Origin of the sequence: Dongia deserti (assembly GCF_003574735.1) — a bacterium.
Classification (GTDB): Bacteria; Pseudomonadota; Alphaproteobacteria; order Dongiales; family Dongiaceae; genus Dongia_A; species Dongia_A deserti.
In genome coordinates, this window is record NZ_QORW01000016.1 from 12,148 (window position 1) to 33,801 (window position 21,654).

Below are 21,654 nucleotides of genomic sequence, written 5' to 3' on the forward strand. Positions count from 1 at the left end.
TGAACCGAGGGGCGCCGTTCGATCTGGTCACTTGCGCCCGCCTGGAGCGGGCTTGAGGGTTGGATTCGGCGGTCGGCCCTGTGGATTCAGTGTGTCCGCCAAGGTTTCGAACATCTGCTCGAGGGTTGGCGGCATGAACGGCCTCGGCTTTCTTTGGACGGCTCTCTGCGGCGAACTGGCAGCCGCCCGGGGAGCAGACGCTTTCGGCTTCAGCTGCGGAATCAAAGTCGGCCTCAGACCTTCCGGAGCGCCTTGCTGGCTGGCAGCAGAAGCGCCATCGATCGGGACTGTCGCGGTTCCCACTGTCGGCGGCCGCAGAAACGGCGCCGGCTTGCCATCAGGCACGAACGGCCGCGCAACCATCGGGGGCCCCTGCCAAGCCGCCCTGCCCGCTTCCTGCTGACTGGCGAGATTGACCATCGGACCCTCCGCCGAATCCTGCGGCGGCGGAGGAGCGGAGATCGGTGCGTCATTGAGTTCGCCGCCGTCGCGGACTGGGCCAAGTTTCGCCTGTTGTTCCGCAGCTTGTTCCGGAGCCCTCTCGCCAGCTTCAGGCTTGATGACCGGCTCTGGCAAGTTCGCGACCTCGGGATCCTGAGCCTCGCCGGTGGATAGAGTCGCGTGGCTGGCGGATTGCGTTGGCTTCTCAGGCGATGGATTTTCGCCCGGGGCTTGGCCGCTGGGCGAAGTTGCGTGCGCGGCTGATTGTGTCGGCTTCTCAGGCGACAGATCCTCGGCCGGGGACTGGCTGGTCTGGCTCTGGAGCGGCAGCGGAATCGGCTCCATCGCGACATCGTCGGTTCGCGACTCTTGGCGCTTATCCTGCAGAAGCGCCGCCGGCGCAGTGATCCCGATGATCAGCAGCACCGCACCCAAGCTGATCGCCCAGTTTGTTTTGTGCCGCTCGTGTCCGGCGCTCGTGGCGATCGGCGGCAGAACGTCCCATTCTTCCGGCTCGCTGTGCGGGAAGATCCGCCGATGCGCTGCCATCTGCGGGTCGGCACGCAGGGTGTCAAGCCGCCGCGCCTCGATGCGCGTCTGCATGGCAGGCAGCTCGATCTGACGTTTGAGATGAGGGGCTTCCGCTTCGACAGCCGCAGGCGGAGCCTTGTCCTGCTTGCGCTTTCTGACGACGGGCTCGTCGAACGTCGGCTCCCGACGGCCGGATGCCGCCTCAAGTGCCTCGATCGTAAGACCTAACGCCAGCCTGGAAGTCTCCGTGCCCTCGTCCTGTTCCTTCGCCGCCATAGGCCGAGCTGCAGCCGGCTCGGTCGCGGGCGGTTCGTCCACAGGCTCATCGAACGTCGGCTCCCGACGGCCGGAAACCCGTTCGAACGCTTTGATGGACGGTGCCGTTGCTGCCGGCATCTCTACGGCCCCGCCTGCGTCGTGCGATTCCGTCACGCTTGGCGCAGCCGGAGCCTCGTCGACGGCTTGTGCCACATGCGCCGACTCATCAAACGTCGGCTCCTTGCGGCCGGCCATTTCGTCCAACGCCTCGATCGGCGGTACGGCCGGTGCGAACTGTGGCACTTCCTGCGGGCGATCGAAATCCTGCTGTTCGGCCGGTGCTGCTGATGTTGCCCCGTGTCTTTCGACAGCGGACGAGTCGTCAGTCCGTGCTACCTCGAAATCGCGCGCGGCCATCCAGCGAGCCTTGATATCGCGAGCCTTGGCACGACGCATCTCGATCGTATCGGTCTCGTCGGCCGGCGTGGCATCAGGCGTGACCTGCGCCGTCGCCTGCTGGCCAATCTCGCGCGTCTTACTTGATCCAGTGTTCGGCGCGACTGAAGGCACCGGGCCTCCGGTCACATCAAGAGACGATACGTCCTTTGTCTTGGCTTCTATCGGACCTGCATCGCGTTCTGGCGTCTCGACTGCGGGTGCCGATGCGATGCCGGATACCGACTCCGACACTGCCGCGAGCGGCATGTCGCTGCGCCGCTCCTCGCTTTCGTGTGTGGCGATTGAACCTGTGTTGCCGCTCTCGGCCGCGGGAACCGGCGCCCGTTCGGTAGCAGATGGTGTGACCCGACCGGTCGTGGTTCGCACACGTGCCGGGGATTGCTTCAAGCTCGGCGGCGGCGGCATGGCGCGCTGGATCGAGGGCGACGCAAAGAGCGGCGCGCGTGTTTCGCTGCCGGCCGGCGGCGCAGATGGCGGAACGCGCTGCGGCCTTGGCGCTTCGGCGGGGCGGCTTTCCGCCGGGCGCGGCGGTTGCGCACTGTGCTCCGCGAATTTCGGCATGCGCGCTGGCTGCACCGGCGCGCCAAGGGGCGGCTGCTTCGCCTCGCCGGAGGGCGGGCTGTCTGAAGGCGTTGTGGCGGGCGTGCCATGAGAGCGGCCGCGCGCATGCTTCCAGGCCGCCATGCGTTTGGCGATTTCAGCCGCAACCTCTGTGTGGGAGCGCTTGGAAATGTCGAAGGGATTGCGCTCCTTATAGGTCCCCGGGGGCTTTGCGCTCTCGCCCGAACTCATAAATCAATCCGTTCCATGTCTTTTGGCCAAAGTGATTTTGACCGGGTACGGGAACGGTTGAAAGCCGCAGTCGTTCCCAAACGCGAGAGGTCACAGATCGCTCACAGATATGGCAGAAGCAGGCGCACCGCGCTGTCTCGCAAACGCTCCGGCGGGCTCCGCTCAGCCAATTCCGCCAGGGTCAATGGATTGGCTTGCCTCTGCGCGATCGCTTCGGTGACCTGCGCGCCAAATTGCGGGCAGCAGACTTCCATGTTGATCTCGAAATTGAGGCGCAGGCTGCGCAGGTCCCAGTTGGCGCTGCCGATCAGCGACCAGCCATCGTCGACGACGAACAATTTGGAGTGCTCGAAGGGCACTGGGGCGCGCCACACCCGCGCGCCGGCGCGCAGCAGCGGCGCGATATGGGCGCGCATTGCCCAATCCATCCAGGGGTGATCGCAGCATTCTGGAATGACCACATCCACCGTGACTCCGGCCATTGCTGCCAGCACCAAGGCGCTCATCAGTCGTTCGTCCGGCAGGAAGTAGGGTGTCAGTATCTTGATGGAGCGCTGCGCACAGCCGATCGCCTGCAGCATGGCGAACTCGATCTTGTAGACATCCTGGTCCGGGCCGGAGGTGATGATGCGCGCCGCGGCCGTTCCCGTCTCCACCAGCGCCGGAAACCAGGCCGGGCCGCCCAGCCGCTCTCCAGTGCAGAAGTGCCAGTCGGTCGCAAAGGCCTCTGTGATCTGCGCCACCACCGGGCCGGTCACGTCGAAATGCATGTCGCGCACCGGATGCTTGGGATTCGCCGCCAGCACATTCGCCGCGCTGATGTTGATTCCGCCGATGAAGGCGCGCGTGCCGTCCGCGACCAGGATCTTCTTGTGGCTGCGCAGGTTGAGGAAGGCCATGCGCCACGGTACCAGCGTGTGCATGAAGCGGGCGACCGGAATGCCCGCTTCCACCAGGCGCTGGTAGACGGGGGAATACCAGTAGCCGCTGCCGATGCCGTCCACGATGACGCGGATCGCGACGCCGCGCGCCTTCGCCGCCGTCAGCGCGGCGATGAACTTCCCGCCGGCTTCATCGGGGTCAAAGATGTAGCTGGACAGCGCCACGCTCACCCGCGCGCTGGCGATCGCCTCGAGCATGGGCGGATAGGCCTCATCCCCGTTGCGCAGCATGGTGACCGAATTGCCGAGCCTTGACGGCCGGCCGGTCAGGAAGCCGATCGCGCGCTCGAGCGGCGCGAAGTGATCGTGCCTGGGATTAAGGAAGGTTGCCGGATCGTCGACCCAGTCGGCACTGTGCCGCCGGCCGGCCCGGAAGGCACGACGCTGCACGCGGTTGACCCCGAACAGCAGATAGAGCGCGCTGCCGATGATCGGCGACAGCCAGGCAAGGCCGATCCAGGCGATGGAGGCCGCAACGTCGCGCTTGCGCTCCAGGACATGCAGGGTGACGCCGCCAGCCAGCACGATATGGAGCAGCGGTCCCAGCACCGCCCCAATGGCTTCGAGATGGGAAATGAGTTCCTGACCTATCACGAGGCGACTTGGCTATACGGCGCGGCGGCTGTCAATCGCTCACCGCGCGCTCCAGCTCCCGCATCTCTTCCTGCAGGAAGCCGCCAGACTGGCGCTGCCACAGCCGCCAATAAGTGCCGCGCCGGGCCAGCAATTCGCCGTGAGTCCCGCTTTCCACGATGCGGCCCTGGTCCAGCACCACCAGCCGGTCCATCCGCGCGATGGTGGAGAGCCGATGCGCAATGGCGATGACCGTGCGCCCGCGCATCAGGCCTTCCAGCTGTTCCTGGATCGCCGCCTCGACCTCGGAATCGAGGGCAGCCGTCGCCTCGTCCAGCACCAGGACGGGTGCGTCCTTCAGGATCACCCGTGCGATGGCGATGCGCTGGCGCTGGCCGCCGGAGAGCTTGACGCCGCGTTCGCCGACATGGGCATCGAAACCACGACGCCCTTGCCAATCTTCCAGGCCCTCGATGAAGTCGAGCGCATGGGCGCGGGCGGCCGCTGCGCGCACCTCCGCGAAGCTCGCTTCCGGCCGGCCGTAGCTGATGTTGTCGCGGATCGAGCGGTGCAGCAGCGAGGTGTCTTGCGTCACCATCGCGATCCTGGCGCGCAGGCTCTCCTGCGTGACATCCGCGATGTCCTGCCCGTCGATCAGGATGCGCCCGGTTTCCAGGTCATAGAACCGCAGCAGCAGATTGACCAGGGTCGACTTGCCCGCGCCCGACGGGCCGATCAGGCCGATGCGCTGGCCGGGCTGGATGGTGAGGTCGATGCCGTGCAGCACGCCGCGCTCAGTGCCGTAGCCGAAATGCACGTTCTCGAACTTCACCGCACCCTGTGTCACGCGCAGCGTGCCCGCGTTGGGCTTGTCCGGCATCTGGCGCGGGACCGCGATAGAGCGCATCCCTTCCTGCACCACGCCGACATTCTCGAAGATCGCCGTCACGTTCTGCGCGACCCAGCCCGCGATGTTCACGATCTGCCAGGTGAGCGGTAGCGCCATCGCCACGATGCCGACGCCGATCGAGCCCTGGATCCACAGCCAAACCGCCATGGCGCCGGTGCTCACGACCATCGCCGCGTTGAGCGTGGCGAGGCTGAGCGCGAATTTGGTGATGATGCGCTGCTGCCGGTGGAAGCTTCTGGTGTGCTCATCGAGCGAATCGCGGACCACCGCATCCTCGTCACGCGGACGCGCGAACAGCTTCACTGTCTGGATGTTGGTGTAGCTGTCGACCACGCGCCCCGTGAGGGCGGAGCGCAGCTCCGACATCTCGCGCGAGCGTTCGCGCAGCTGCGGGACGAAGAAGCGCAGCAGCAGCACGTAGCAGCAGAACCAGACCGCCATCGGGATGGAGAGACGTGGATCGTTGCTGGCGGTGAGGACAATCGCACTGCCGCCGTAAACGGTGATGTACCATACCGCATTGGTGGAGGCGACCACGCTTTCGCGCAGGGCAGGGCCGGTCTGCATCACGCGGTTGGCGATGCGGCCGGCGAAGTCGTTTTGGAAGAAGCTCCAGCTCTGCCGCACCACGTGCCAATGGCTTTGCCAGCGGATGAGGTTGGTGAGGCCGGGCACGATCGCCTGGTTGGTGATGAGATTCTGCGTCAGCAGCGCGAGCGGCCGGCCGACTAGCAACACCCCCGCCATGCCAACCAATTCCGGCCATCGCTCGCGCCAAAGCGCGGCCGGCTCGTTGCTGGCCACAAGACCGACGACGCGGCCGATAAAGACGGGAATCATTGTGTCGAGGACCGCCACCAGGAAGCCGGTGCAGAGCAGCGCGCCGACCAACCAGCGCGCCTGCCGCGCGTAGTGCCAATAGAACGCCGCCAATCTCGCCGGTGGCGTGTCCTGCGTCGGCAGCGCCGTCGGATTGAGCAAGTCCTCGAAGTACCGGAACACGAACATGGGTCAGACCCTGGCAATGTCATGCGAACCTGTCATTGCCGGGCCCAGAGCGCAGCGATGCGATCCGGCAATCCAAGCGGCAACCGCACAGCTACCAACTTGGATCGCCGGAAATTCGGCGATGACACCCGGGAACGGCGGTCCGGTTCCCGGCTCGGCATCAAAAACCGAAGCCTACTTCGCCACTTCGATCGAATCCACCCGGTCTGGATAGAAAGCGAGGTGGCCTGCGATCTCCTTCACCGCAGGATAGGGGTCGACATAGCTCCAAACCGCATTCTCGGCGCTCTTGTCGGCCCCTTTCAGGCTGAAATAGGTGGCGTCGCCCTTATAGGGGCAATACGTCTTATGTGCCGTCGGCTGGAATAAGCTCATTTCAACATCTTCCCGCGGAATGTACTGCACGGGCGGATAGCTTGCTTCCTGCAGCGTGAAAGCGCGTATGCTGTCGGCGACGACGCGACCGCCGAACTTGACCTGCACGCGCGCGCTGGTTGGCGTGACCGTAATCGGATGATCGGCGCTGGGGGCTTTCATGTGCAATCCTCTTCGAAACATAGACCGGGCACCGGCCGTCATAGTTCGGCCGGACCACCTCTCATATAGATCGCGGCTTCGGCGACACCAAGGCCCGGACGCGCTTCGGGCTTGCTCCACGACCCGGCCGGACCGCAGGGGCAAGCCCGTCGCTGCTCCATGCAAGGGCCTGCGGCGCCGCGCAGGCCAACCCTCAATACTTGCCTTCGCAGTCAGGCTGGAAGCTTCCGGCATTGCCCGAATAAGGGCTCATGTCCGTGACACCGCCACCATCCGGATAGCCGCCTTGGCACGTACCGCCATAGGTGGTGCAGCCCGCCAACAACAGTGCCGCACCCAGGAGGGCGCCGGTGCAGACGCGTTTCAGAAGAGTGCGCTCCATGATGTCCTCGCTTTTCTATTATTGCATCCTGTGAGCATGGGCCGGTACCCGCTGGTCACGCTTGCACACAGACCGGGCTTCGACGTGAGGCGAGCGGCCAACGGGCTGAAATTTATCACGGGTTGCCATACAAGGCACGGTGACAATTTCGCCCCTGCCGGCAGATTCCGCCGGCCACTCCGGATTTCGCTGCAATGCGGCATCGGTGGTCGCGACACCGGCCATCGCAACTTTTGTCCCCCGGGCGCATTCCTTCCAGGCTCGCGCAAGTACGGTCTGTCGGGACGTTGCGCGCACGATATCGGCGCAAAGAGGCCGAAGGTGTGAGCATGCCGGTCGACGTAACAGCCACTCTGCCGCGTGACCCAAGCCGCCGCGAACTGGTGGCAGACTGCATCATCCACATCCTTGGCATCGCCGGCGGATCGATCGGCGGAGCCACTCTGGTCGCACTGATCGCCATGCGCGGCGACTGGCTGGAATTCGGTGCGCTGCTCATCTACGCCAGTGGCATGATCGCCATGTTTTGCTGCTCCGCAGCCTACAACTTCGCGCGCAACAGCCCTTGGCGTGCCATCCTGCGCCGCTGCGACCATGCGGCCATCTTCGTCATGATCGCCGGCAGCTATACGCCCTTCACCCTGCTGCGGCTGGATGGAGCGTGGAGTTGGGGCCTCACCAGCGCGGTGTGGTCGATCGCCGCTGTCGGCATGCTGATGAAGCTAAGCCCACGGCACGATCTGCGGTTCAGTTCGGCCGCACCTTATTTGCTGCTTGGCTGGGTCGGCCTGATCGCGATCGATCCGTTGTTCAGCTCGCTGGGCTGGGAAACGCTGGCGCTGATCGGCCTTGGCGGCGCTCTCTATACCATTGGCGTGCTGTTCCACGTCTGGGAGAGGCTGCCGTTCCAGAATGCGATCTGGCATGCCTTCGTCCTCGCGGCGGCGTCGGTCCATTATGCCGCCGTCATGTGGGGAGTCGTGCTCCGCGGCGCGTAAATGGCCGCTACTGCTTCTTGCCGGATGCCGTATCCGTGACGTGGGACGGCTGTTGCTTGCCGTACTGAGCCGCGTAGGCCGAGACGTGCCTCGCCCCCTTGTCCTTTTTCGGCTTCTTCTTTTCGCGGTTGCCGCGCTGTTCACCCCTGGGCATGTCGTCTGCTCCCTAGGCTGTTGACGCAGCGCCATTATATCGCGTCCAAGGTTCAGTGCCAACGCGGCTACTTGCGTGGCTTGTTGCCGGGCTTGATCTTCGGCTTGGCCTTGCGCTCTTCGCCGTAAATCTCCGTGCCGAGTTTCGCGGCCTTGCCTTCCAGCACCTTCTTGTGCCGCTTCCCGTGCGGCTTGGCCAACTCCTGCAGCGTCTGGCGGTATTCCTTGACCTTCTTGCTCTCCGGCATCTGACTATTCCTTCAGGCCGATGGCGCGCAATTTCTTGGCATCCAGTCCCTGACGCCAGCTGCGCGCGGCACGCCATTCCCTCGGCAAGGTGACCTTGCCGACACTGTCGATGTTGTAGTCCGCTGGCTTCAGGCTCTCTTTCACCTCGCGCCATTCGATCGGCATGGCGACCGAAAGACCTTCGCGGGCGCGCACACAGTAGGCTCCGACAGCGGTCGAGCCGCGATCGTTGCGCAGATAGTCGACATAGATGCGCCCCTTGCGTGCTGCCTTGCTGGCCTTGGCGAGGAAGATCCTGGGCTCGTCCCGCGCCAGTGCGTCGGCAATCGCCTTGGCAAATGCCTTGGCAATCGGCCAGCTGGCCGCCGGGCGCAACGGCACTATGACGTGCAGCCCCTTTCCGCCGGTCGTCTTCACAATGGACTTGAGCCCGAGATCTTGCAGCCGCTGGCGCACCAGCCTGGCGGCCAAGGTGACGGCGCCGAACGGCACGTCAGGTCCCGGGTCGAGGTCCAGTATGAAGCGGTCCGCCTTGTCCAATTTGTCGATATGAGTCTGCCAGGGGTGGATCTCGATCACGCCGAACTGCACGAGGGTGATCAGGTCCTTGACGTTGCGCACGCACAGCAACTCCTCCTTGTCCTCCGGGTCCTTCACCGTGCTGATGCGTCCCTTCAACGTCTGCTGCGGATGACGCTGGAAAAAGCTCTCGCCGGTGATGCCGTCGGGATTCCGCACGACCGCGACCGGCCTGTCGCGCATGTCCTGCAGGATGGTCTCCGCCACGCGCTCGTAGTAGCGGGCGATGTCCAGCTTGGTCTTGCCGGTGGTCGGATCGATGACGCGCGTCGGGTGGGTGATCTTGACGCCGGCGACGATGTCATCATCGCGCTCGACAGGTCCGGCCGACCGGTCCGCGCGATTGACTTTCTTGGCCGGCTTGTCGCCACGGAGCCCCTGATAGGACGCCTGGCGCAGCAAGCCGTCGGAAGATCGGCCGCGATGCTCGATCTCCGCCACCAGCTCCGGCGCGACCCAGTGCGCACGGGCCTTGTATGCACGCTCCATCCCATCGAACGGACATTCGTCGACCTTGCGCGCGCGCAAGGTCTTCTCGAGCGACATCGACTCCTTGGCATTGAAACCGGTGCCGGCGCGCCCGTCATACACCAGGCGCTTGCCCTCGTAATGGCCGACCAGCAGCGAGCCGAGGCCACGCCCGGCGCGCGAGGGCGTATAGCCGCCGATCACGAATTCATCGCGATCGACGCATTTGGACTTGAGCCAGTCCCGCCCGCGCCCGGAGCGATAGGGACTGTCCTTGCGCTTTGAAATCACGCCTTCCAGCGACATGCTGCGGGCCGCCTCGAAGAAGGCATCGCCGTCCGCCTCGTGATGCTCGCTATAGGCCATGACGCCGTTCGGCTTTTTCGCGAACAAGGTCTCACGCAAGATCTGCTTGCGCTGGACCAGCGGCAGGTCGCGCAGATCCCGCCCGTTCAGATAGGGCAGATCGAACAGGTAGAACACCATTCGCTTATCGTCGCCTTCGGACAGGGCGCGCTGCAGCTTGGAGAAGCTGCTGAGGCCGTCCTCATCCGGCACGACGATTTCGCCATCGAGCCAGCCCGACTTTATCCCGGTCTTGGCAAGCGCCTTGGCGATCGTCGGAAACTTGCGCGTCCAGTCCAGGCCTGAGCGCGTGATGAGCTTCGCGGTGCCGTTCTCGATCCGTGCGCCCATCCGATAGCCGTCCAACTTCACCTCGTGGATCCAGTTGACGCCGCTGGGCGGCGCGTCCACCAGGATCGTGAGCTCGGGCTCGATGAAGGCCGGAAGCTTGCCGGGTTTTCCCGCATCCCCTGCCTCCATGGCGGCCACATTCTTTTTCATCGCCCCTTTCGAGCGGGTCGAATTCCACACCGGCCCGTCGCTTTCCGCGATCTGGCGCATGGTGCGTCCGGTCTTGACGCTGGTCGCATTGGCGATCGCAGCGTCGCCGTGGCCCGGCTTGGCCCAGCGATCGCGTTTCTTGATCAACAGCCAGTTGTGACGGACGTTCGCACCTTTGCCTTTGTCGCGATCGGCCATTCGGACCAGATCGAACTTGCCCTTCAGGCGCTCGCCCTGGAACTCGAAAGCGATGTGGCCCTTCTTGTGCGCCTTGGTCGGGTCGCCTTCCGGAATCCAATGGCCGCGGTCCCACAGCATCACGGTTCCGCCGCCATACTCGCCCTTCGGGATGGTGCCTTCGAACGTGCCGTATTCGATCGGATGATCCTCGACTTCGACCGCGAGCCTCTTCTCGTTGGGATCGAGGCTGGGGCCGCGTGTCACGGCCCAACTCTTATAGACGCCGCCAACCTCCAGCCGCAGGTCGAAGTGCAGCCGGCGGGCCGCATGCATCTGGACGACAAAACGGTTTTGGCCGGATGCCGGCGGTGTCGCGCCACTCGGCTCGGGCGTGACGGAGAAGTCGCGCTTCCTGCGATAGAGGCCCAGTTTGTCCTTGCGGCGCATGGCGTGTCACATCAGCTGGCGCACGTACAGGCACCTGCCTCCACCTCCCCGCCGGGACATGGAGGCAAGCTGCTTCTCGATGCATGATTCGCGCGGGCTGGGCCGCGCGCAAGCGATATCTATCCGCGCCCTTCGCAGTCCGGCTGGAAGGAGCCGGGGTTGGTCGAGTAGGGGCTCATGTCCGTGATGCCGCCGCCGTCCGGATAGCCGCCGGTGCAGCCTGCAAATTGGCTGCCGACCTCGTCTCCCGTGCTGGAACAGGCAGCCAAGGCGACACCGGCGCTCAGCAGCAGCGCCGTACCGGCGAGCTTGAGACCACGATTCATGGATTCCTCGCTTCTCTTCTATTGAGACAGGGATCGCCCCGCCCAAACGACCGCGGGGCGCGAGATCAACCCCGATGTGCGCAGGCGGTTCCCCGCGTCGCGCTGGCCCACAGGACCCGCGGATATGCCTAGAATCGAGCGTCCAGTTCACGCGCCATCTCCAGGTGATGGCGCACCGTCGGCAAGAACTCATTCGCCAAGCTCGCGGTTTCACGACCGGTCGGAGCTTGTGTCTCCAGCCTGCTCACCGCCTTGATGTGTGCCGCGACCATCTCGTCCATGTAGGCGCGGTCGAACGATGCGCGGTCCAGCGTGCTTAGACGCTCTATTATGGCGACCTTTTCCGGCTCGATCTGCCAAGCGACCAGATAGCCCCGCTCGAGCGCGAAGTTGTCGAGCGTGATCGCCATGTCGCGATGATCGATCAGCATCTGTTGGGCGAAGTCCCGCACTTCCGCGGATTGCGCTCGCACATAGGCGAGGCGCGCCAGCTCGATCTCAGCAGCATTGGAGGCGGCGACCTCTTGCGCGAAGGTCGCATCGCTGGGCGACACCCGCGCCACCGGCTGCGGCACCGCGACCGGAGCGGGCTGCACACTCGGCCCGGGCAGCGTCCTCACGACCGAGGAACTTGGAGCTGTCGTCGACATCTGGCTACCGGTCGTGCCGAACAATTGCTCGGCTGCGGTCGGGTGACGCATCGATTCGTAAGCGTAGGGTTTGCCGTTGCCGGAACTGCAGCCGGTCATCAGCAGTGCGGCGGTGGTCAGGCATGCGACTGGACGAACGAATTGTTCCATCGCTCTCACCTTCTGATCGCGTGTTACGTGCTTAAGGAATCAACCGCGCTGTTGCACTTTCGTTGCAGCACCCCACTTGATGCCTTGAGAAATGGGCACTTTTTGGAGGGAGCCGCGTTAATTCTGAAAGCACAGTCAGGACGAATCCATGCTGACAGAGAGGATAACGCCTCGGCCCGACATCGCGAAGAACGGCGCCATTGGAGGCGAGAGCGCCTCTGGCACCATTTTCCGGCCCGGCCGCAATGCTTGGCGGGTGGCCCGGGCCGACCGCGCCGCCGTCCTCATCGATGCTGCCGCATATTTCGGAACGTTGCGCAAGGCGCTGCTGCGCGCGCGACACAGCGTGTACATCATCGGCTGGGACGTCGACAGCCGCACGCCTTTGGTGGGCCCGACTGCCGAGGCCGATGACGGGTTGCCGCGCGAGCTCGGGCCGTTCCTCACCGCCCTCGTGGAGCGTCGGCCGGAGTTGAGGATCAACATCCTGCTGTGGGACTACTCGCTGTTCTTCACCAGCGAGCGGGAGACCATGCCGACCTTCTCGCTGCGCTGGAAGACGCCGCCGCAGATAGACCTCTGCCTCGATGACGCGATCCCGCTCGGCTCGTCGCATCACCAGAAGATCGTGGTGCTCGACGAAACCTTGGTCTTTTCCGGCGGCCTCGACCTCACGATCCGCCGCTGGGACACCTGCGATCACGATCCTCTCTCTCCCCATCGCGTTGATCCCGCGGGCAAGCCCTACCGCTGCTTTCACGATGTGCAGATGATGATCGACGGCGATGCCGCCCGGGCCATGGCCGACCTGGCGCGTCAGCGCTGGGCGCGCGCAGCCTGCGAGGAGCTGCCGAACGTGCCGCGCGCGGACGTGCCTTGGCCGGAGGAGATCGAGCCGCATTTTCGCAACGTCGAGGTCGCGATCGCCCGTACAGAGCCGCCCTATGCGTCCCAGGCCATTGTCCAGGAAGTGGAAACGTTGTTCCACGACATGATCGCGTGCGCACGTCGCACGCTCTATGTCGAGAGCCAGTATCTCACGTGTTCCAGCTTCTTCCGGGCACTATCCAAGGCACTCAAGCGCAATCCCCAGCTGGAGGCGATCATTGTCTGTCCCTTCAGCTACCGCGGGCGGGTCGAGCGCACGGTCATGAGCTCCGGTCGCGCGCGCATCGCACGCATCCTGCGCCAGGACGGAGTCGCGGATCGGGTGCTGATTGCCGCGCCGCGCATCAATGACAAAGGCGTCGTGGCCGATCCACACGTCCATTCGAAAGTGATGATCGTCGATGATCGCTATCTCCGCGTTGGATCGGCCAATCTCTGCCATCGATCCATGGGCACGGATACCGAATGCGACCTAGCCATTGCGGCGGGAAGTGACGAGCAAGCGCGCAGCAAGGTCGCCATGCTGCGGGAAACTCTACTGGCCGAGCATTGCGGCGCCACTTTGCAAGAGGTGCAGGCGGCGATCGCACAACATGAATCGATCATTGCCGCCATCAAGTCCCTGCCCAAGCGGTCGCACTGGCTGCAGCCGATTTCCGATCGGTCCCTGCCGGTCTCTCCCCCGACCTTGTGGGAAACCGTTGCCGACCCGCGCGAGCCGATCGACCCGACGCGCATCCTCTCGGAGGAAGGCAACGCCATCGGCCGCAGCAAGCGCAGACCTATTGTGGCTGCGGTCGGCATATTGCTGGCGCTGATCTTGTTCCTGGCAGTTGCCTGGGTGGTGACGCCGTTGGCGGAGCTGGCCGACCCCGACCTATGGACCAGGTGGATTGCGGGGCAACATGGCCCATTCGCAGCGGTGGCCGTCATCCTTCTGTTCGTGGTGCTGGGCCTTGTCATGTTCCCCGTCATGGTGCTGATCGCCGCGACGGCGGCGGTCTTTGGAGCATGGCCTGGCGTGCTCTATGCGGCAGCTGGCGCGCTCGCGAGCGCCCTCACGACCTATGCGATCGGCCGCTGGCTGGGGCCGCGGGGTCTGCGCCAGTTCTTCGGACCGCGCCTCAACCTCATCACGCGCAGCTTTGCGCGCAAGGGAATCCCCACTGTGACGCTGGTGCGGTTGGTACCGGTCGCACCCTTCAGCATCGTGAACCTGGCGGCTGGCGCCATTTGCATTCCAGCGCTGGATTATCTGCTTGGTACCGCCATCGGTCTGATGCCCGGCCTCGCCGTGATGTCTCTGCTGGGCGACCAGGCGATCGAACTCATCCAAAGGCCGACCCTGAAGGGGGTCGCGATCCTGGCGAGCTTGCTGGTCGCTGCGGTCGGGATCTCGATCGGGCTGCAGATCTTCGTCTCACGCCGCCGCGACCGCGCCGAGCGCAGGCGGCCGGGCCGGAGACTCTTGCGTGAAAGTGTGCCATGAATAAAGTGAACAGAGGGTCTATGTTCGATGAACCAAGAGAACGTCAACAACGCGGCGCCGGAGCGCTATGCCCGCGTCCTGACGTGGAACATCCACCGCGCGATTGGCAGTGATCTGCGCTACGATCTTGACCGGATCATCAACCTCATCAAGCCGCATGATCCGGACATCGTGGCGCTGCAGGAAGTGGATTCACGCGGCAAGGATCAGACCAACCTGCCCCTCGCCGCGTTGAGGAAGGTGCTGGGCAGCCACACGGCGGAAGCGCGGACGATCGTCGCGCCGGACGGCCATTATGGTCACGTACTGATCAGCCGCTGGCCGATGCATGACGTGAATATCCATGAGCTGCATGTCTCCAAGCGCGAGACCCGTTGCGCCATTGAAGCGACGATCGAAAGCCCGTTCGGCTATATCCGCGTCATCGCTGCGCATCTGGGCCTCAGGCCCAATGAGATCCGCCCGCAGCTCGACGTCTTCGAGCCGCTGGTGCGGGGCGACCCCGATGCCGATCCATCCATCATGCCGGGCGGCCTGCTCATGATGGGCGACTTCAACGACTGGCACGGGCGGGTGCGTTCGACGCTTACCACCCTCATCCCGACACACACGATGCAGAGGACTTTTCCCTCCTGGCGACCGATGCTCAACCTTGACCGCATCTATTGCCGGCCCGGCCGGGCGCTGCTGCGGTCCTGGATCGACACCACGGCGCGGCGCGCTTCGGATCACCTACCGGTCTATGCAGAGGTCGATCTTGCCGCGATGGCGATGGAGCGCGCACCGGCCAACCTGGCGATCCCGCAAGCCGTTGCTAATTAGGATTTGAGCCGGCGCTGCAAGAAGCGCAGGGTCGCCGCTTCCTCGGGCGGCAATGCATGGTCCTTGGCAGCGATCCGCCGCAGGCGCAGCTCGCCGGTCGTGTAAGCCTCCAGCACGCTTGGATGCACGTAGCATTTGCGGCAGATCGCGACTGTATTGCCGAGGCGCGCCGCCACTTCCTGCAAGGCCGCGCGGACCTGCCGCTTGGCGGCGGTGGCACTGGCGGGCCCGCCGGTCTCGTGCAACAGATTGGCCGCCAGTACGGTGCCGGCCCAGGTGCGGAAGTCTTTCGCCGTGACCTCCCCGCCGGACAGCCTGCGCAGATGATCATTGACGTCCGTCGACGTTACGCGCAGCACGTCGCCTTTCTCATCGAGATACTGGAATAAATGCTGTCCCGGCAGCTCCTGGCAGGATCGGATGATTTTCGCGATCCGGCGGTCGCGCATGGTGAGGCGCCAGGCCTTGCCGCTCTTTCCCTTGAAGTGGAAGCGCAGCTCACTGCCGTTGATCCTCACATGGGAATCGCGCAGGGTGGTGACGCCATAGCTGTTATTCTCGCGCGCATATGAGTCGTTGCCGATGCGGATCAGGGTGACGTCGAGCAGGTGCACGATGGTGGCCAGCACCTTTTCGCTCGGCAGGCCGGGCAGTGCCATCCGTCTGGCGACCTCGGCTCGCAATGCAGGCAAAGACTTGGCGAAGTCCACCAGGCGCTCGTATTTGGCGCTGTCCCGGATCGCGATAAAATCGACGTGGTAGCGGTATTGCTTGCGCCCCTTGGCGTCGCGCCCGGTCGCCTGCAGATGGCCGTTCTCGCTAGCGCAGATCCACACGTCGGTCCAGGCAGGCGGAATCGCCAGTGAACGGATGCGCGCCCTGGTATAGGGATCGCGCACTGGCTTGCCGTTGCTGTCGAGATATACGAAGCCTTTGCCGCGCTTCTGCCGGCGTATGCCCGGGTCGTCATCGTTCACATATTCGAGGCCGGCCCTTTCCGCGTCGCCCGCTATCGGCGACGGTTCGGTTGGTCTGAGCGCTTCATTGACGCTACGCATGCCGCCCACTCGCCTCATTCCTGCCGAGGAATGAAACACTGGTTGAGTTCCGTCAGTTCCTTCAGACGGCGAGCAGCTTGCGCAGTGGCTCAACCAAGCCGGGTGCAGCTGCCAGGATGACATTGCCTTTGATGAGGGTATCGGGCGCGCCGAAGAAGTCGCTGCACCACCCACCGGCCTCGGTCATGAGCACCAGGCCAGCCGCAACATCCCATGCATTGATATGAGCCTCGTAGTAGCCGTCGAGCCTGCCATCGGCCGCAAATGCCATGCCGAGCGCACCGGAGCCGAAGCGCGTGTACTCGCAGCTCGCCTCCAGGCAGGCGCTGACGGCTTTCACATGGTCCTGCACTGGCCGGCGGTAGCTGAAGCCGAGGCCCATGCGCGCTTCTTCCAGTCGGCGCGCCCCGCTGACGCGAATGCGCTTGCCGTTGAGATAGGCGCCCTCACCCGCCCGTGCGGCATAGAGATCTTCAGTCGCAGGATTGTAGATGATGCCAAGCACCGATTGGCTGCCGATGACCAGTCCCAGCGACACACACCAGATCGGAATGCCCGCGATGAAGTTGCTGGTGCCGTCGATAGGATCGATGATCCAGGTCGCCGCGCTGCCCGCATTCTGCAAGCCGCCCTCTTCGCCCAGGAATGAATCCTCTGGAAAGGCCTTGAGCAAGGCACCGGCCACGAACGCTTCGCACGCCTTGTCCGCTTCGCTGACGAAGTCCTGCCGGCCCTTGCGTTCGACGGCGAGGCTTTCGCGCCGGCGATAGCGATCCAGCGCCATCTGCCCGGCCTCCCGCACCACGCCCTGGGCGAACCGGTAGCGCAGCCCGAGCTCGTTCTGATCCATGGCCCTCACCTGATCTTGCACTGCAGCAACTTTTCATACTTTCCAGACGGCGCCCGATCGGTCAATGTGAACTTGTAACAAAACTTTCACAATCGGCCGAAAAACGGCCGAGACATTCTACGTGGAGGAAACCGATGACCCGATCTTTCGCAGCCGCCCGGCTTTCCGCCGTGGCCGCGGCCGCACTCATCTCGGCGGCAATGGCCGTCACCGATGCCAGGGCCGAGGGCAACCTGACCATCTATTGCTCCGTGCAGGAGGAGTGGTGCCAGCTGATGGTCAATGAGTTCCAGAAGGCGACGGGCATCACCGTCGCGATGACGCGCAAGAGCTCGGGCGAGACCTTCGCGCAGGTGAAGGCCGAAGCCGCCAACCCCAAGGGCGACATCTGGTGGGGCGGCACCGGCGATCCGCATCTGCAGGCCGCCGAGGAAGGCCTGACCGAAGCCTATGAATCGTCGATGCTGAAGGACCTCAATGACTGGGCCGTGTCGCAACACAAGACCGGCGGCGGCAAGACGGTCGGCATCTACATGGGCGCGCTCGGATTCGGCTACAGCGCCGACGTGCTCAAGGAGAAAGGTGTCGAGGGTCCGAAGTGCTGGGCCGATCTGACCAAGACCGACTACAAGGGCGAGGTCCAGATCGCCAACCCGAACTCCTCCGGCACGGCCTACACGTTCCTGGCCACCATGGTACAGATCCTGGGCGAGGAAGACGCGTTCGCCTATCTCAAGAAACTCAACGGAAACGTCAACCAGTACACCAAGTCGGGCGCGGCACCAGCCCAGGCGGCCTCGCGCGGTGAGACCCTGATCGGCATCACGTTCCAGCATGACCTGGTGACGCCTGCCGTCACATCCGACGTGCCGATGGTCGTCGTGTCACCCTGCGAAGGCACCGGCTTCGAGGTTGGTTCCATGAGCATCATCAAGGGCGGTCCGAACCCGGACAATGCGAAGAAGTGGTACGACTGGGCATTGACGCCGGAGGCGCAGGCGCTTGGCGCGCAAGCCAATTCCTTCCAGGTGCCCTCGAACAAGAGCGCGCCGATCCCCGAGGCAGCCCCCAAGCTGTCCGAGATCAAGCTCATCAACTATGACTTCGCCAAATACGGCTCGTCGGAAGAGCGCAAGCGTCTGTTGAGCCGCTGGGACAAAGAAATCGGCGCGGCCCAGTAGTCGCACCGGGAGAACGCAACCGGCGGCGGCCAGGAGCCGTCGCCGGTTGCGATTCAGTCGGCAATGGCAGGTTCGGCCCAACAGGATCGCATCCTGCTCGCCCTGCTGGCGGCGGGCGCGGCGGGTCTTGCCCTGCTGCCCTGGTATGCGATCGAAAGCGGCTTCTGGAGCTTTGCCTGGCTCGCCTCCTATCCCGATGCGAGCACCGCCCCGGCGACGTTGCTGGCCGCGTTCCATGAACGCCCGTGGCTCTGGCCGCTGTTCCTGGGGCTACTTTTGCCGGTGCCGGCGCTGTTCGGTCACCGGCGTGCAGCAGCGTTGGTGCTCGCCGGGGGCATCTTCGGGATCTGCTATCTCTTTCTGCAGGGCTTCCTGATCGGGCTGCGCGGGTGGTCGCTGCCCGCGCTGGAAGCGATGTTCGGGCCGGTGCCGCCCCAGGACGGGCTTGGAACCGGCGCGCTGGTCGCCGGCACCATTTTTCTGCTGCTGATCGCCGCCGGCATGGCGCGGCGGGGCGCCATGCGGGGCGATCAGTTTCTGGTCGGGGCCATCGCGCTGGTTGTGGCATCGATCCTGCTGTTCGTGTTCTTTCCAATCGCCGCCGTGCTGGTGGAAGCAGCGATCGACGCCGCGGGCGGCTTTTCCCTCGGCGCGCTCTTGGGCCGCCTGACCACGGAGGATATCTGGTCCCTCGGCTGTTTCGCTGGTCAGCGCTATTGCGGCGTGTTCTGGAACTCCCTGTGGCTGGCAGTCGCCACCGGCATCACAACGACGCTGCTGGGCCTCGCGTTCGCGCTGCTGCACAAGCGCACGGGATTCCGCGCGAAGGGGCTGCTGCGGTTGCTGGCGGTGCTTCCCATCATCACGCCGCCCTTCGTGATCGGTCTCGGCATCATCCTGCTGTTCGGCCGCAGCGGCGTCGGCACCGCCCTCATCAGCGATCTGTTCGGTATTCCGCCCAGCCGCTGGATCTATGGCTTTTCCGGCTTGCTGTTGGTGCAGACCCTGGCTTTCACGCCCATCGCCTATCTGGTGCTGATCGGAGTGGTCGAAGGCATCAGCCCGTCCATGGAGGAAGCGGCACAGACACTGCGCGCGGACCGCTGGCGCACCTTCCGCACCGTGACCTGGCCGTTGCTGCGGCCGGGCCTCGCCAATGCGTTCCTGATCGGCTTCGTCGAGAGCTTGGCCGACTTCGGCAATCCGCTCGTGCTGGGCGGCAATTACGATGTGCTATCGACCGATATCTTCTTCGCCATCGTCGGGTCGCAGAACGATCCCGGCCGTGCGTCGGCGCTCTCCATTGTCCTCCTCTTCCTGACCCTGTCGGCTTTCGTGCTGCAGCGGCAATGGCTGGGGCGGCGCTCCTACACCACCATTTCCGGTAAGGGCGATGCGGGCATTCCGGCGATCCTGCCGCGGGGCTTGAGAGTCCTGATCTATGCCGCGACCATGCCGTGGCTGGCCTTCACCGTGCTGTTGTACCTGATGATCCTGGCCGGTGGTTTCGTGCGCTCACTCGGGCTCAACAACACGCCCACATTCCAGCATTACATCACCGCCTTCGGCATCGATTGGGGACCGCACGGCATCCTGTGGAGCGGCCGTGCCTGGCCGTCCTTCTTCACCACCATCGAGCTCGCCGCCATCGCGGCACCGCTCACCGCCGCGATCGGCCTGCTGACCGCCTATCTGCTGAACCGGCAGAACTTCTTCGGCAAGAACAGCTTCGAGTTCCTGACCATGCTGAGCTTCGCCATTCCCGGCACGGTGATCGGCATCAGCTATATCGTCGCCTTCAACGTGCCGCCGATCGAGCTCACCGGGACAGGACTCATCCTTGTCATCTGCTTCGTGTTCCGGAACATGCCCGTGTCGATCCGCGCCGGCCTCGCGACCTTGAGCCAGATCGACAAGAGTCTTGACGAATGCTCGCTGACCCTGCGCCACGGGAGCTTCGCCACCATGCGGCGCGTGATCCTGCCGCTCCTGCGCCCGGCCATCATTGCGTCCCTGGTCTATGCCTTCGTGCGGGCGATCACGTCGGTCAGCGCGGTCATCTTCCTGGTCAGCGCGCAATACAATCTCGCCACCGCCTACATCGTCGGGCGCGTGGAGATCTCGGACTTCGGCGTCGCCATAGCCTATTCCTCGGTGCTGATCCTCTGCATGCTGGCGGCGATCGGCCTCATCCAGCTGGGCGTGGGCGAACAGCGCCGCGCCCGCCGCACGTTCGGAACGCCCGCAGCCCTGGGGACCTCGTGATGACCATCGTCAACCGCTCCGCCGCCGTAGTGCTAGAGAAGGTGCGCAAGCAGTACGGCGTCGTGATGGCCGTGGAGGAAGTGTCGGTCACGATCGAGGCCGGCACTTTGGTCACGCTGCTGGGGCCGTCGGGCTGCGGCAAGACCACCACCCTGCGCATGGTCGCCGGCCTCGAGATGCCGACCGCCGGCCGCATCCTGATCGGCGACAAGGACGTGACGCTGCTGCCGCCCAACGAGCGTGACGTCAGTATGGTGTTCCAATCCTACGCTTTGTTCCCGCATATGACCGTGCTCGAGAACGTCTCCTACGGCCTCGCCGACGCCTCGCTCAGCAAGGCGCGAAAGCTGGAGAAGGCACGCGAAGGGCTCCGGCTGGTGGGTCTTGATGGCTACGACGAGCGCCTGCCTTCGGAGCTCTCCGGCGGGCAGCAGCAGCGCGTTGCCTGCGCCCGCGCCCTGGTTCTGGAGCCGCAAGTGCTGCTGTTCGACGAGCCGCTCTCCAATCTGGATGCCAAGCTGCGCCGCCGCATGCGCGAAGAGATTCGTGAGCTGCAGCAGAAACTGGAACTGACGTCGATTTACGTCACGCATGACCAGGAAGAGGCGCTCGCGGTCTCCGACAAGATCGTGGTGATGAACCAGGGCCGGATCGCGCAGGAAGGCACGCCGGCCGATCTCTATGAGCGGCCCGCGGATTCCTTCGTCGCCGACTTCATCGGCGCCGCCAACCTGATCCCGTGCGAGATCCTGCGGCGCGAAGATGCGCTCGCCATCGTGCGTTTTGGCGACACCGAGCTGCGGGTACGGGCGCCGCGTATCAGTGGCAGCGCGGGTTATCTGGTGGTGCGCTCAGCCGCGGTTGCGCTCGCCGATGCCGGCGCGGCGCGAGGTTTGACGGCGACGGTCCGCAAGGCGACCTATCTGGGCGGACATTGGGAATACACGCTCGATACGCCGTTCGGTTCGCTGTTCCTGGCCCAGCCGGTCGGCAGGCGATTTGAGCAAGGCGCGACCGTCGCGCTGCAGCTGGATCCGCAGCACCTGTCGGTCGTAGCGCGCACCTGAACGGTCGGGTGAGTAGACCGGGAGGGAACGATCGGGCGCGGCAGCGAGCAGGCTGAAACACCTTAGGGACAAGCAACCCAGCCGGAGCGGCCTGGCACTTATCCTTCTCACACGCGCTTTATCGATCGTCCCCCAAACCCCCGTCTTAGGGGCCTT

General features: G+C 64.6%; 19 protein-coding genes. 7 read left to right on the top strand and 12 right to left on the bottom strand.

All coding sequences use genetic code 11. The features are described from left to right. Positions 1-27: 27 nt before the first annotated feature. A complete protein-coding gene (locus tag DTX69_RS22075; RefSeq protein WP_162917453.1) occupies positions 28-1,800 on the bottom strand; it encodes a hypothetical protein in 1,773 nt (590 codons plus the stop codon). Between the two features lie 97 nt (positions 1,801-1,897). On the opposite strand from DTX69_RS22075, the gene DTX69_RS30325 reads away from it, so the two are divergent. After that, entirely contained in the window at positions 1,898-2,341 is a 444-nt protein-coding gene (locus tag DTX69_RS30325; RefSeq protein ID WP_162917454.1) for a hypothetical protein, read from the top strand. Positions 2,342-2,582: 241 nt separating this feature from the next. On the opposite strand, the gene DTX69_RS22080 is transcribed toward DTX69_RS30325, so the two are convergent. From DTX69_RS22080 to DTX69_RS22095, 4 genes are all read right to left on the bottom strand, one after another. Further along, positions 2,583-4,016 (bottom strand): phospholipase D-like domain-containing protein, encoded by a 1,434-nt coding sequence (locus DTX69_RS22080; RefSeq protein ID WP_284735987.1) that lies wholly within the window; start codon positions 4,014-4,016, stop codon positions 2,583-2,585. Between the two features lie 31 nt (positions 4,017-4,047). After that, positions 4,048-5,913, bottom strand: a complete 1,866-nt coding sequence (locus tag DTX69_RS22085) for an ABC transporter ATP-binding protein (RefSeq protein WP_284735988.1) — start codon at positions 5,911-5,913, stop codon at positions 4,048-4,050. Positions 5,914-6,087: 174 nt separating this feature from the next. Next, positions 6,088-6,450, bottom strand: a complete 363-nt coding sequence (locus DTX69_RS22090; protein ID WP_119303756.1) for a DUF427 domain-containing protein — start codon at positions 6,448-6,450, stop codon at positions 6,088-6,090. 193 nt (positions 6,451-6,643) lie between these two features. Further along, positions 6,644-6,832, bottom strand: coding sequence for a hypothetical protein (locus tag DTX69_RS22095; RefSeq protein ID WP_119303757.1), 189 nt, complete (start codon positions 6,830-6,832; stop codon positions 6,644-6,646). Between the two features lie 329 nt (positions 6,833-7,161). Here DTX69_RS22095 and trhA point away from each other — a divergent pair, with 329 nt between their 5' ends. Then, a complete protein-coding gene (gene trhA / locus DTX69_RS22100; RefSeq protein WP_162917456.1) occupies positions 7,162-7,830 on the top strand; it encodes a PAQR family membrane homeostasis protein TrhA in 669 nt (222 codons plus the stop codon). A 7-nt stretch (positions 7,831-7,837) separates the two neighbouring features. On the opposite strand, the gene DTX69_RS30330 is transcribed toward trhA, so the two are convergent. The 5 genes from DTX69_RS30330 to DTX69_RS22120 all read right to left on the bottom strand — a co-directional run bounded on the left by DTX69_RS30330 (position 7,838) and on the right by DTX69_RS22120 (position 11,878). Next, the gene (locus DTX69_RS30330) at positions 7,838-7,984 is read right to left on the bottom strand and encodes a hypothetical protein (protein WP_162917457.1); all 147 of its coding nucleotides are present in this window, start codon (positions 7,982-7,984) and stop codon (positions 7,838-7,840) included. A 67-nt stretch (positions 7,985-8,051) separates the two neighbouring features. Next, positions 8,052-8,231 (bottom strand): hypothetical protein, encoded by a 180-nt coding sequence (locus tag DTX69_RS22105; protein ID WP_119303759.1) that lies wholly within the window; start codon positions 8,229-8,231, stop codon positions 8,052-8,054. Positions 8,232-8,235: 4 nt separating this feature from the next. Beyond that, on the bottom strand, positions 8,236-10,752 hold the full coding sequence (gene ligD / locus DTX69_RS22110) for a DNA ligase D (RefSeq protein WP_119303760.1): 2,517 nt from the start codon (positions 10,750-10,752) through the stop codon (positions 8,236-8,238). A 119-nt stretch (positions 10,753-10,871) separates the two neighbouring features. Next, positions 10,872-11,078, bottom strand: a complete 207-nt coding sequence (locus DTX69_RS22115; RefSeq protein WP_119303761.1) for a hypothetical protein — start codon at positions 11,076-11,078, stop codon at positions 10,872-10,874. 128 nt (positions 11,079-11,206) lie between these two features. Further along, on the bottom strand, positions 11,207-11,878 hold the full coding sequence (locus tag DTX69_RS22120) for a DUF4142 domain-containing protein (protein WP_119303762.1): 672 nt from the start codon (positions 11,876-11,878) through the stop codon (positions 11,207-11,209). A gap of 148 nt (positions 11,879-12,026) precedes the next feature. Between DTX69_RS22120 and DTX69_RS22125 the strand changes: the two genes are divergently transcribed. Both DTX69_RS22125 and DTX69_RS22130 read left to right on the top strand, forming a co-directional pair. Further along, the gene (locus DTX69_RS22125; RefSeq protein ID WP_119303763.1) at positions 12,027-14,255 is read left to right on the top strand and encodes a VTT domain-containing protein; all 2,229 of its coding nucleotides are present in this window, start codon (positions 12,027-12,029) and stop codon (positions 14,253-14,255) included. A gap of 27 nt (positions 14,256-14,282) precedes the next feature. Beyond that, positions 14,283-15,077 (top strand): endonuclease/exonuclease/phosphatase family protein, encoded by a 795-nt coding sequence (locus tag DTX69_RS22130; RefSeq protein ID WP_119303764.1) that lies wholly within the window; start codon positions 14,283-14,285, stop codon positions 15,075-15,077. Here DTX69_RS22130 and DTX69_RS22135 read toward each other — a convergent pair. Both DTX69_RS22135 and DTX69_RS22140 read right to left on the bottom strand, forming a co-directional pair. After that, a complete protein-coding gene (locus tag DTX69_RS22135) occupies positions 15,074-16,135 on the bottom strand; it encodes a DNA topoisomerase IB (RefSeq protein WP_119303765.1) in 1,062 nt (353 codons plus the stop codon). The genes DTX69_RS22130 and DTX69_RS22135 overlap by 4 nt on opposite strands. 61 nt (positions 16,136-16,196) lie before the next feature. Continuing rightward, on the bottom strand, positions 16,197-16,985 hold the full coding sequence (locus DTX69_RS22140) for an inositol monophosphatase family protein (protein WP_119303766.1): 789 nt from the start codon (positions 16,983-16,985) through the stop codon (positions 16,197-16,199). A gap of 134 nt (positions 16,986-17,119) precedes the next feature. Between DTX69_RS22140 and DTX69_RS22145 the strand changes: the two genes are divergently transcribed. From DTX69_RS22145 to DTX69_RS22155, 3 genes are all read left to right on the top strand, one after another. Continuing rightward, complete coding sequence (locus DTX69_RS22145; RefSeq protein ID WP_119303767.1) at positions 17,120-18,166, top strand: ABC transporter substrate-binding protein; 1,047 nt, start codon at positions 17,120-17,122, stop codon at positions 18,164-18,166. Positions 18,167-18,229: 63 nt separating this feature from the next. Next, on the top strand, positions 18,230-20,431 hold the full coding sequence (locus tag DTX69_RS22150; RefSeq protein ID WP_119303768.1) for an ABC transporter permease: 2,202 nt from the start codon (positions 18,230-18,232) through the stop codon (positions 20,429-20,431). Further along, positions 20,431-21,498, top strand: a complete 1,068-nt coding sequence (locus DTX69_RS22155) for an ABC transporter ATP-binding protein (RefSeq protein ID WP_119303769.1) — start codon at positions 20,431-20,433, stop codon at positions 21,496-21,498. The genes DTX69_RS22150 and DTX69_RS22155 overlap by 1 nt, the downstream gene beginning before the upstream one ends. Positions 21,499-21,654 lie beyond the last annotated feature (156 nt).

What these genes read in the sequence shown, in the direction of transcription:
- DTX69_RS22155 (WP_119303769.1), top strand. Translation starts at nt 20,431, where the DNA reads ATGACCATCGTCAACCGCTCCGCCGCCGTAGTGCTAGAGAAGGTGCGC.
- trhA (WP_162917456.1), top strand. Translation starts at nt 7,162, where the DNA reads ATGCCGGTCGACGTAACAGCCACTCTGCCGCGTGACCCAAGCCGCCGC.
- DTX69_RS22095 (WP_119303757.1), bottom strand. Translation starts at nt 6,832, where the DNA reads ATGGAGCGCACTCTTCTGAAACGCGTCTGCACCGGCGCCCTCCTGGGT.
- DTX69_RS22150 (WP_119303768.1), top strand. Translation starts at nt 18,230, where the DNA reads ATGGCAGGTTCGGCCCAACAGGATCGCATCCTGCTCGCCCTGCTGGCG.
- ligD (WP_119303760.1), bottom strand. Translation starts at nt 10,752, where the DNA reads ATGCGCCGCAAGGACAAACTGGGCCTCTATCGCAGGAAGCGCGACTTC.
- DTX69_RS22130 (WP_119303764.1), top strand. Translation starts at nt 14,283, where the DNA reads ATGAACCAAGAGAACGTCAACAACGCGGCGCCGGAGCGCTATGCCCGC.
- DTX69_RS22085 (WP_284735988.1), bottom strand. Translation starts at nt 5,913, where the DNA reads ATGTTCGTGTTCCGGTACTTCGAGGACTTGCTCAATCCGACGGCGCTG.
- DTX69_RS22140 (WP_119303766.1), bottom strand. Translation starts at nt 16,985, where the DNA reads ATGGATCAGAACGAGCTCGGGCTGCGCTACCGGTTCGCCCAGGGCGTG.
- DTX69_RS22125 (WP_119303763.1), top strand. Translation starts at nt 12,027, where the DNA reads ATGCTGACAGAGAGGATAACGCCTCGGCCCGACATCGCGAAGAACGGC.
- DTX69_RS30330 (WP_162917457.1), bottom strand. Translation starts at nt 7,984, where the DNA reads ATGCCCAGGGGTGAACAGCGCGGCAACCGCGAAAAGAAGAAGCCGAAA.
- DTX69_RS22145 (WP_119303767.1), top strand. Translation starts at nt 17,120, where the DNA reads ATGACCCGATCTTTCGCAGCCGCCCGGCTTTCCGCCGTGGCCGCGGCC.
- DTX69_RS22090 (WP_119303756.1), bottom strand. Translation starts at nt 6,450, where the DNA reads ATGAAAGCCCCCAGCGCCGATCATCCGATTACGGTCACGCCAACCAGC.
- DTX69_RS22120 (WP_119303762.1), bottom strand. Translation starts at nt 11,878, where the DNA reads ATGGAACAATTCGTTCGTCCAGTCGCATGCCTGACCACCGCCGCACTG.
- DTX69_RS30325 (WP_162917454.1), top strand. Translation starts at nt 1,898, where the DNA reads ATGCCGGATACCGACTCCGACACTGCCGCGAGCGGCATGTCGCTGCGC.
- DTX69_RS22115 (WP_119303761.1), bottom strand. Translation starts at nt 11,078, where the DNA reads ATGAATCGTGGTCTCAAGCTCGCCGGTACGGCGCTGCTGCTGAGCGCC.
- DTX69_RS22135 (WP_119303765.1), bottom strand. Translation starts at nt 16,135, where the DNA reads ATGCGTAGCGTCAATGAAGCGCTCAGACCAACCGAACCGTCGCCGATA.
- DTX69_RS22105 (WP_119303759.1), bottom strand. Translation starts at nt 8,231, where the DNA reads ATGCCGGAGAGCAAGAAGGTCAAGGAATACCGCCAGACGCTGCAGGAG.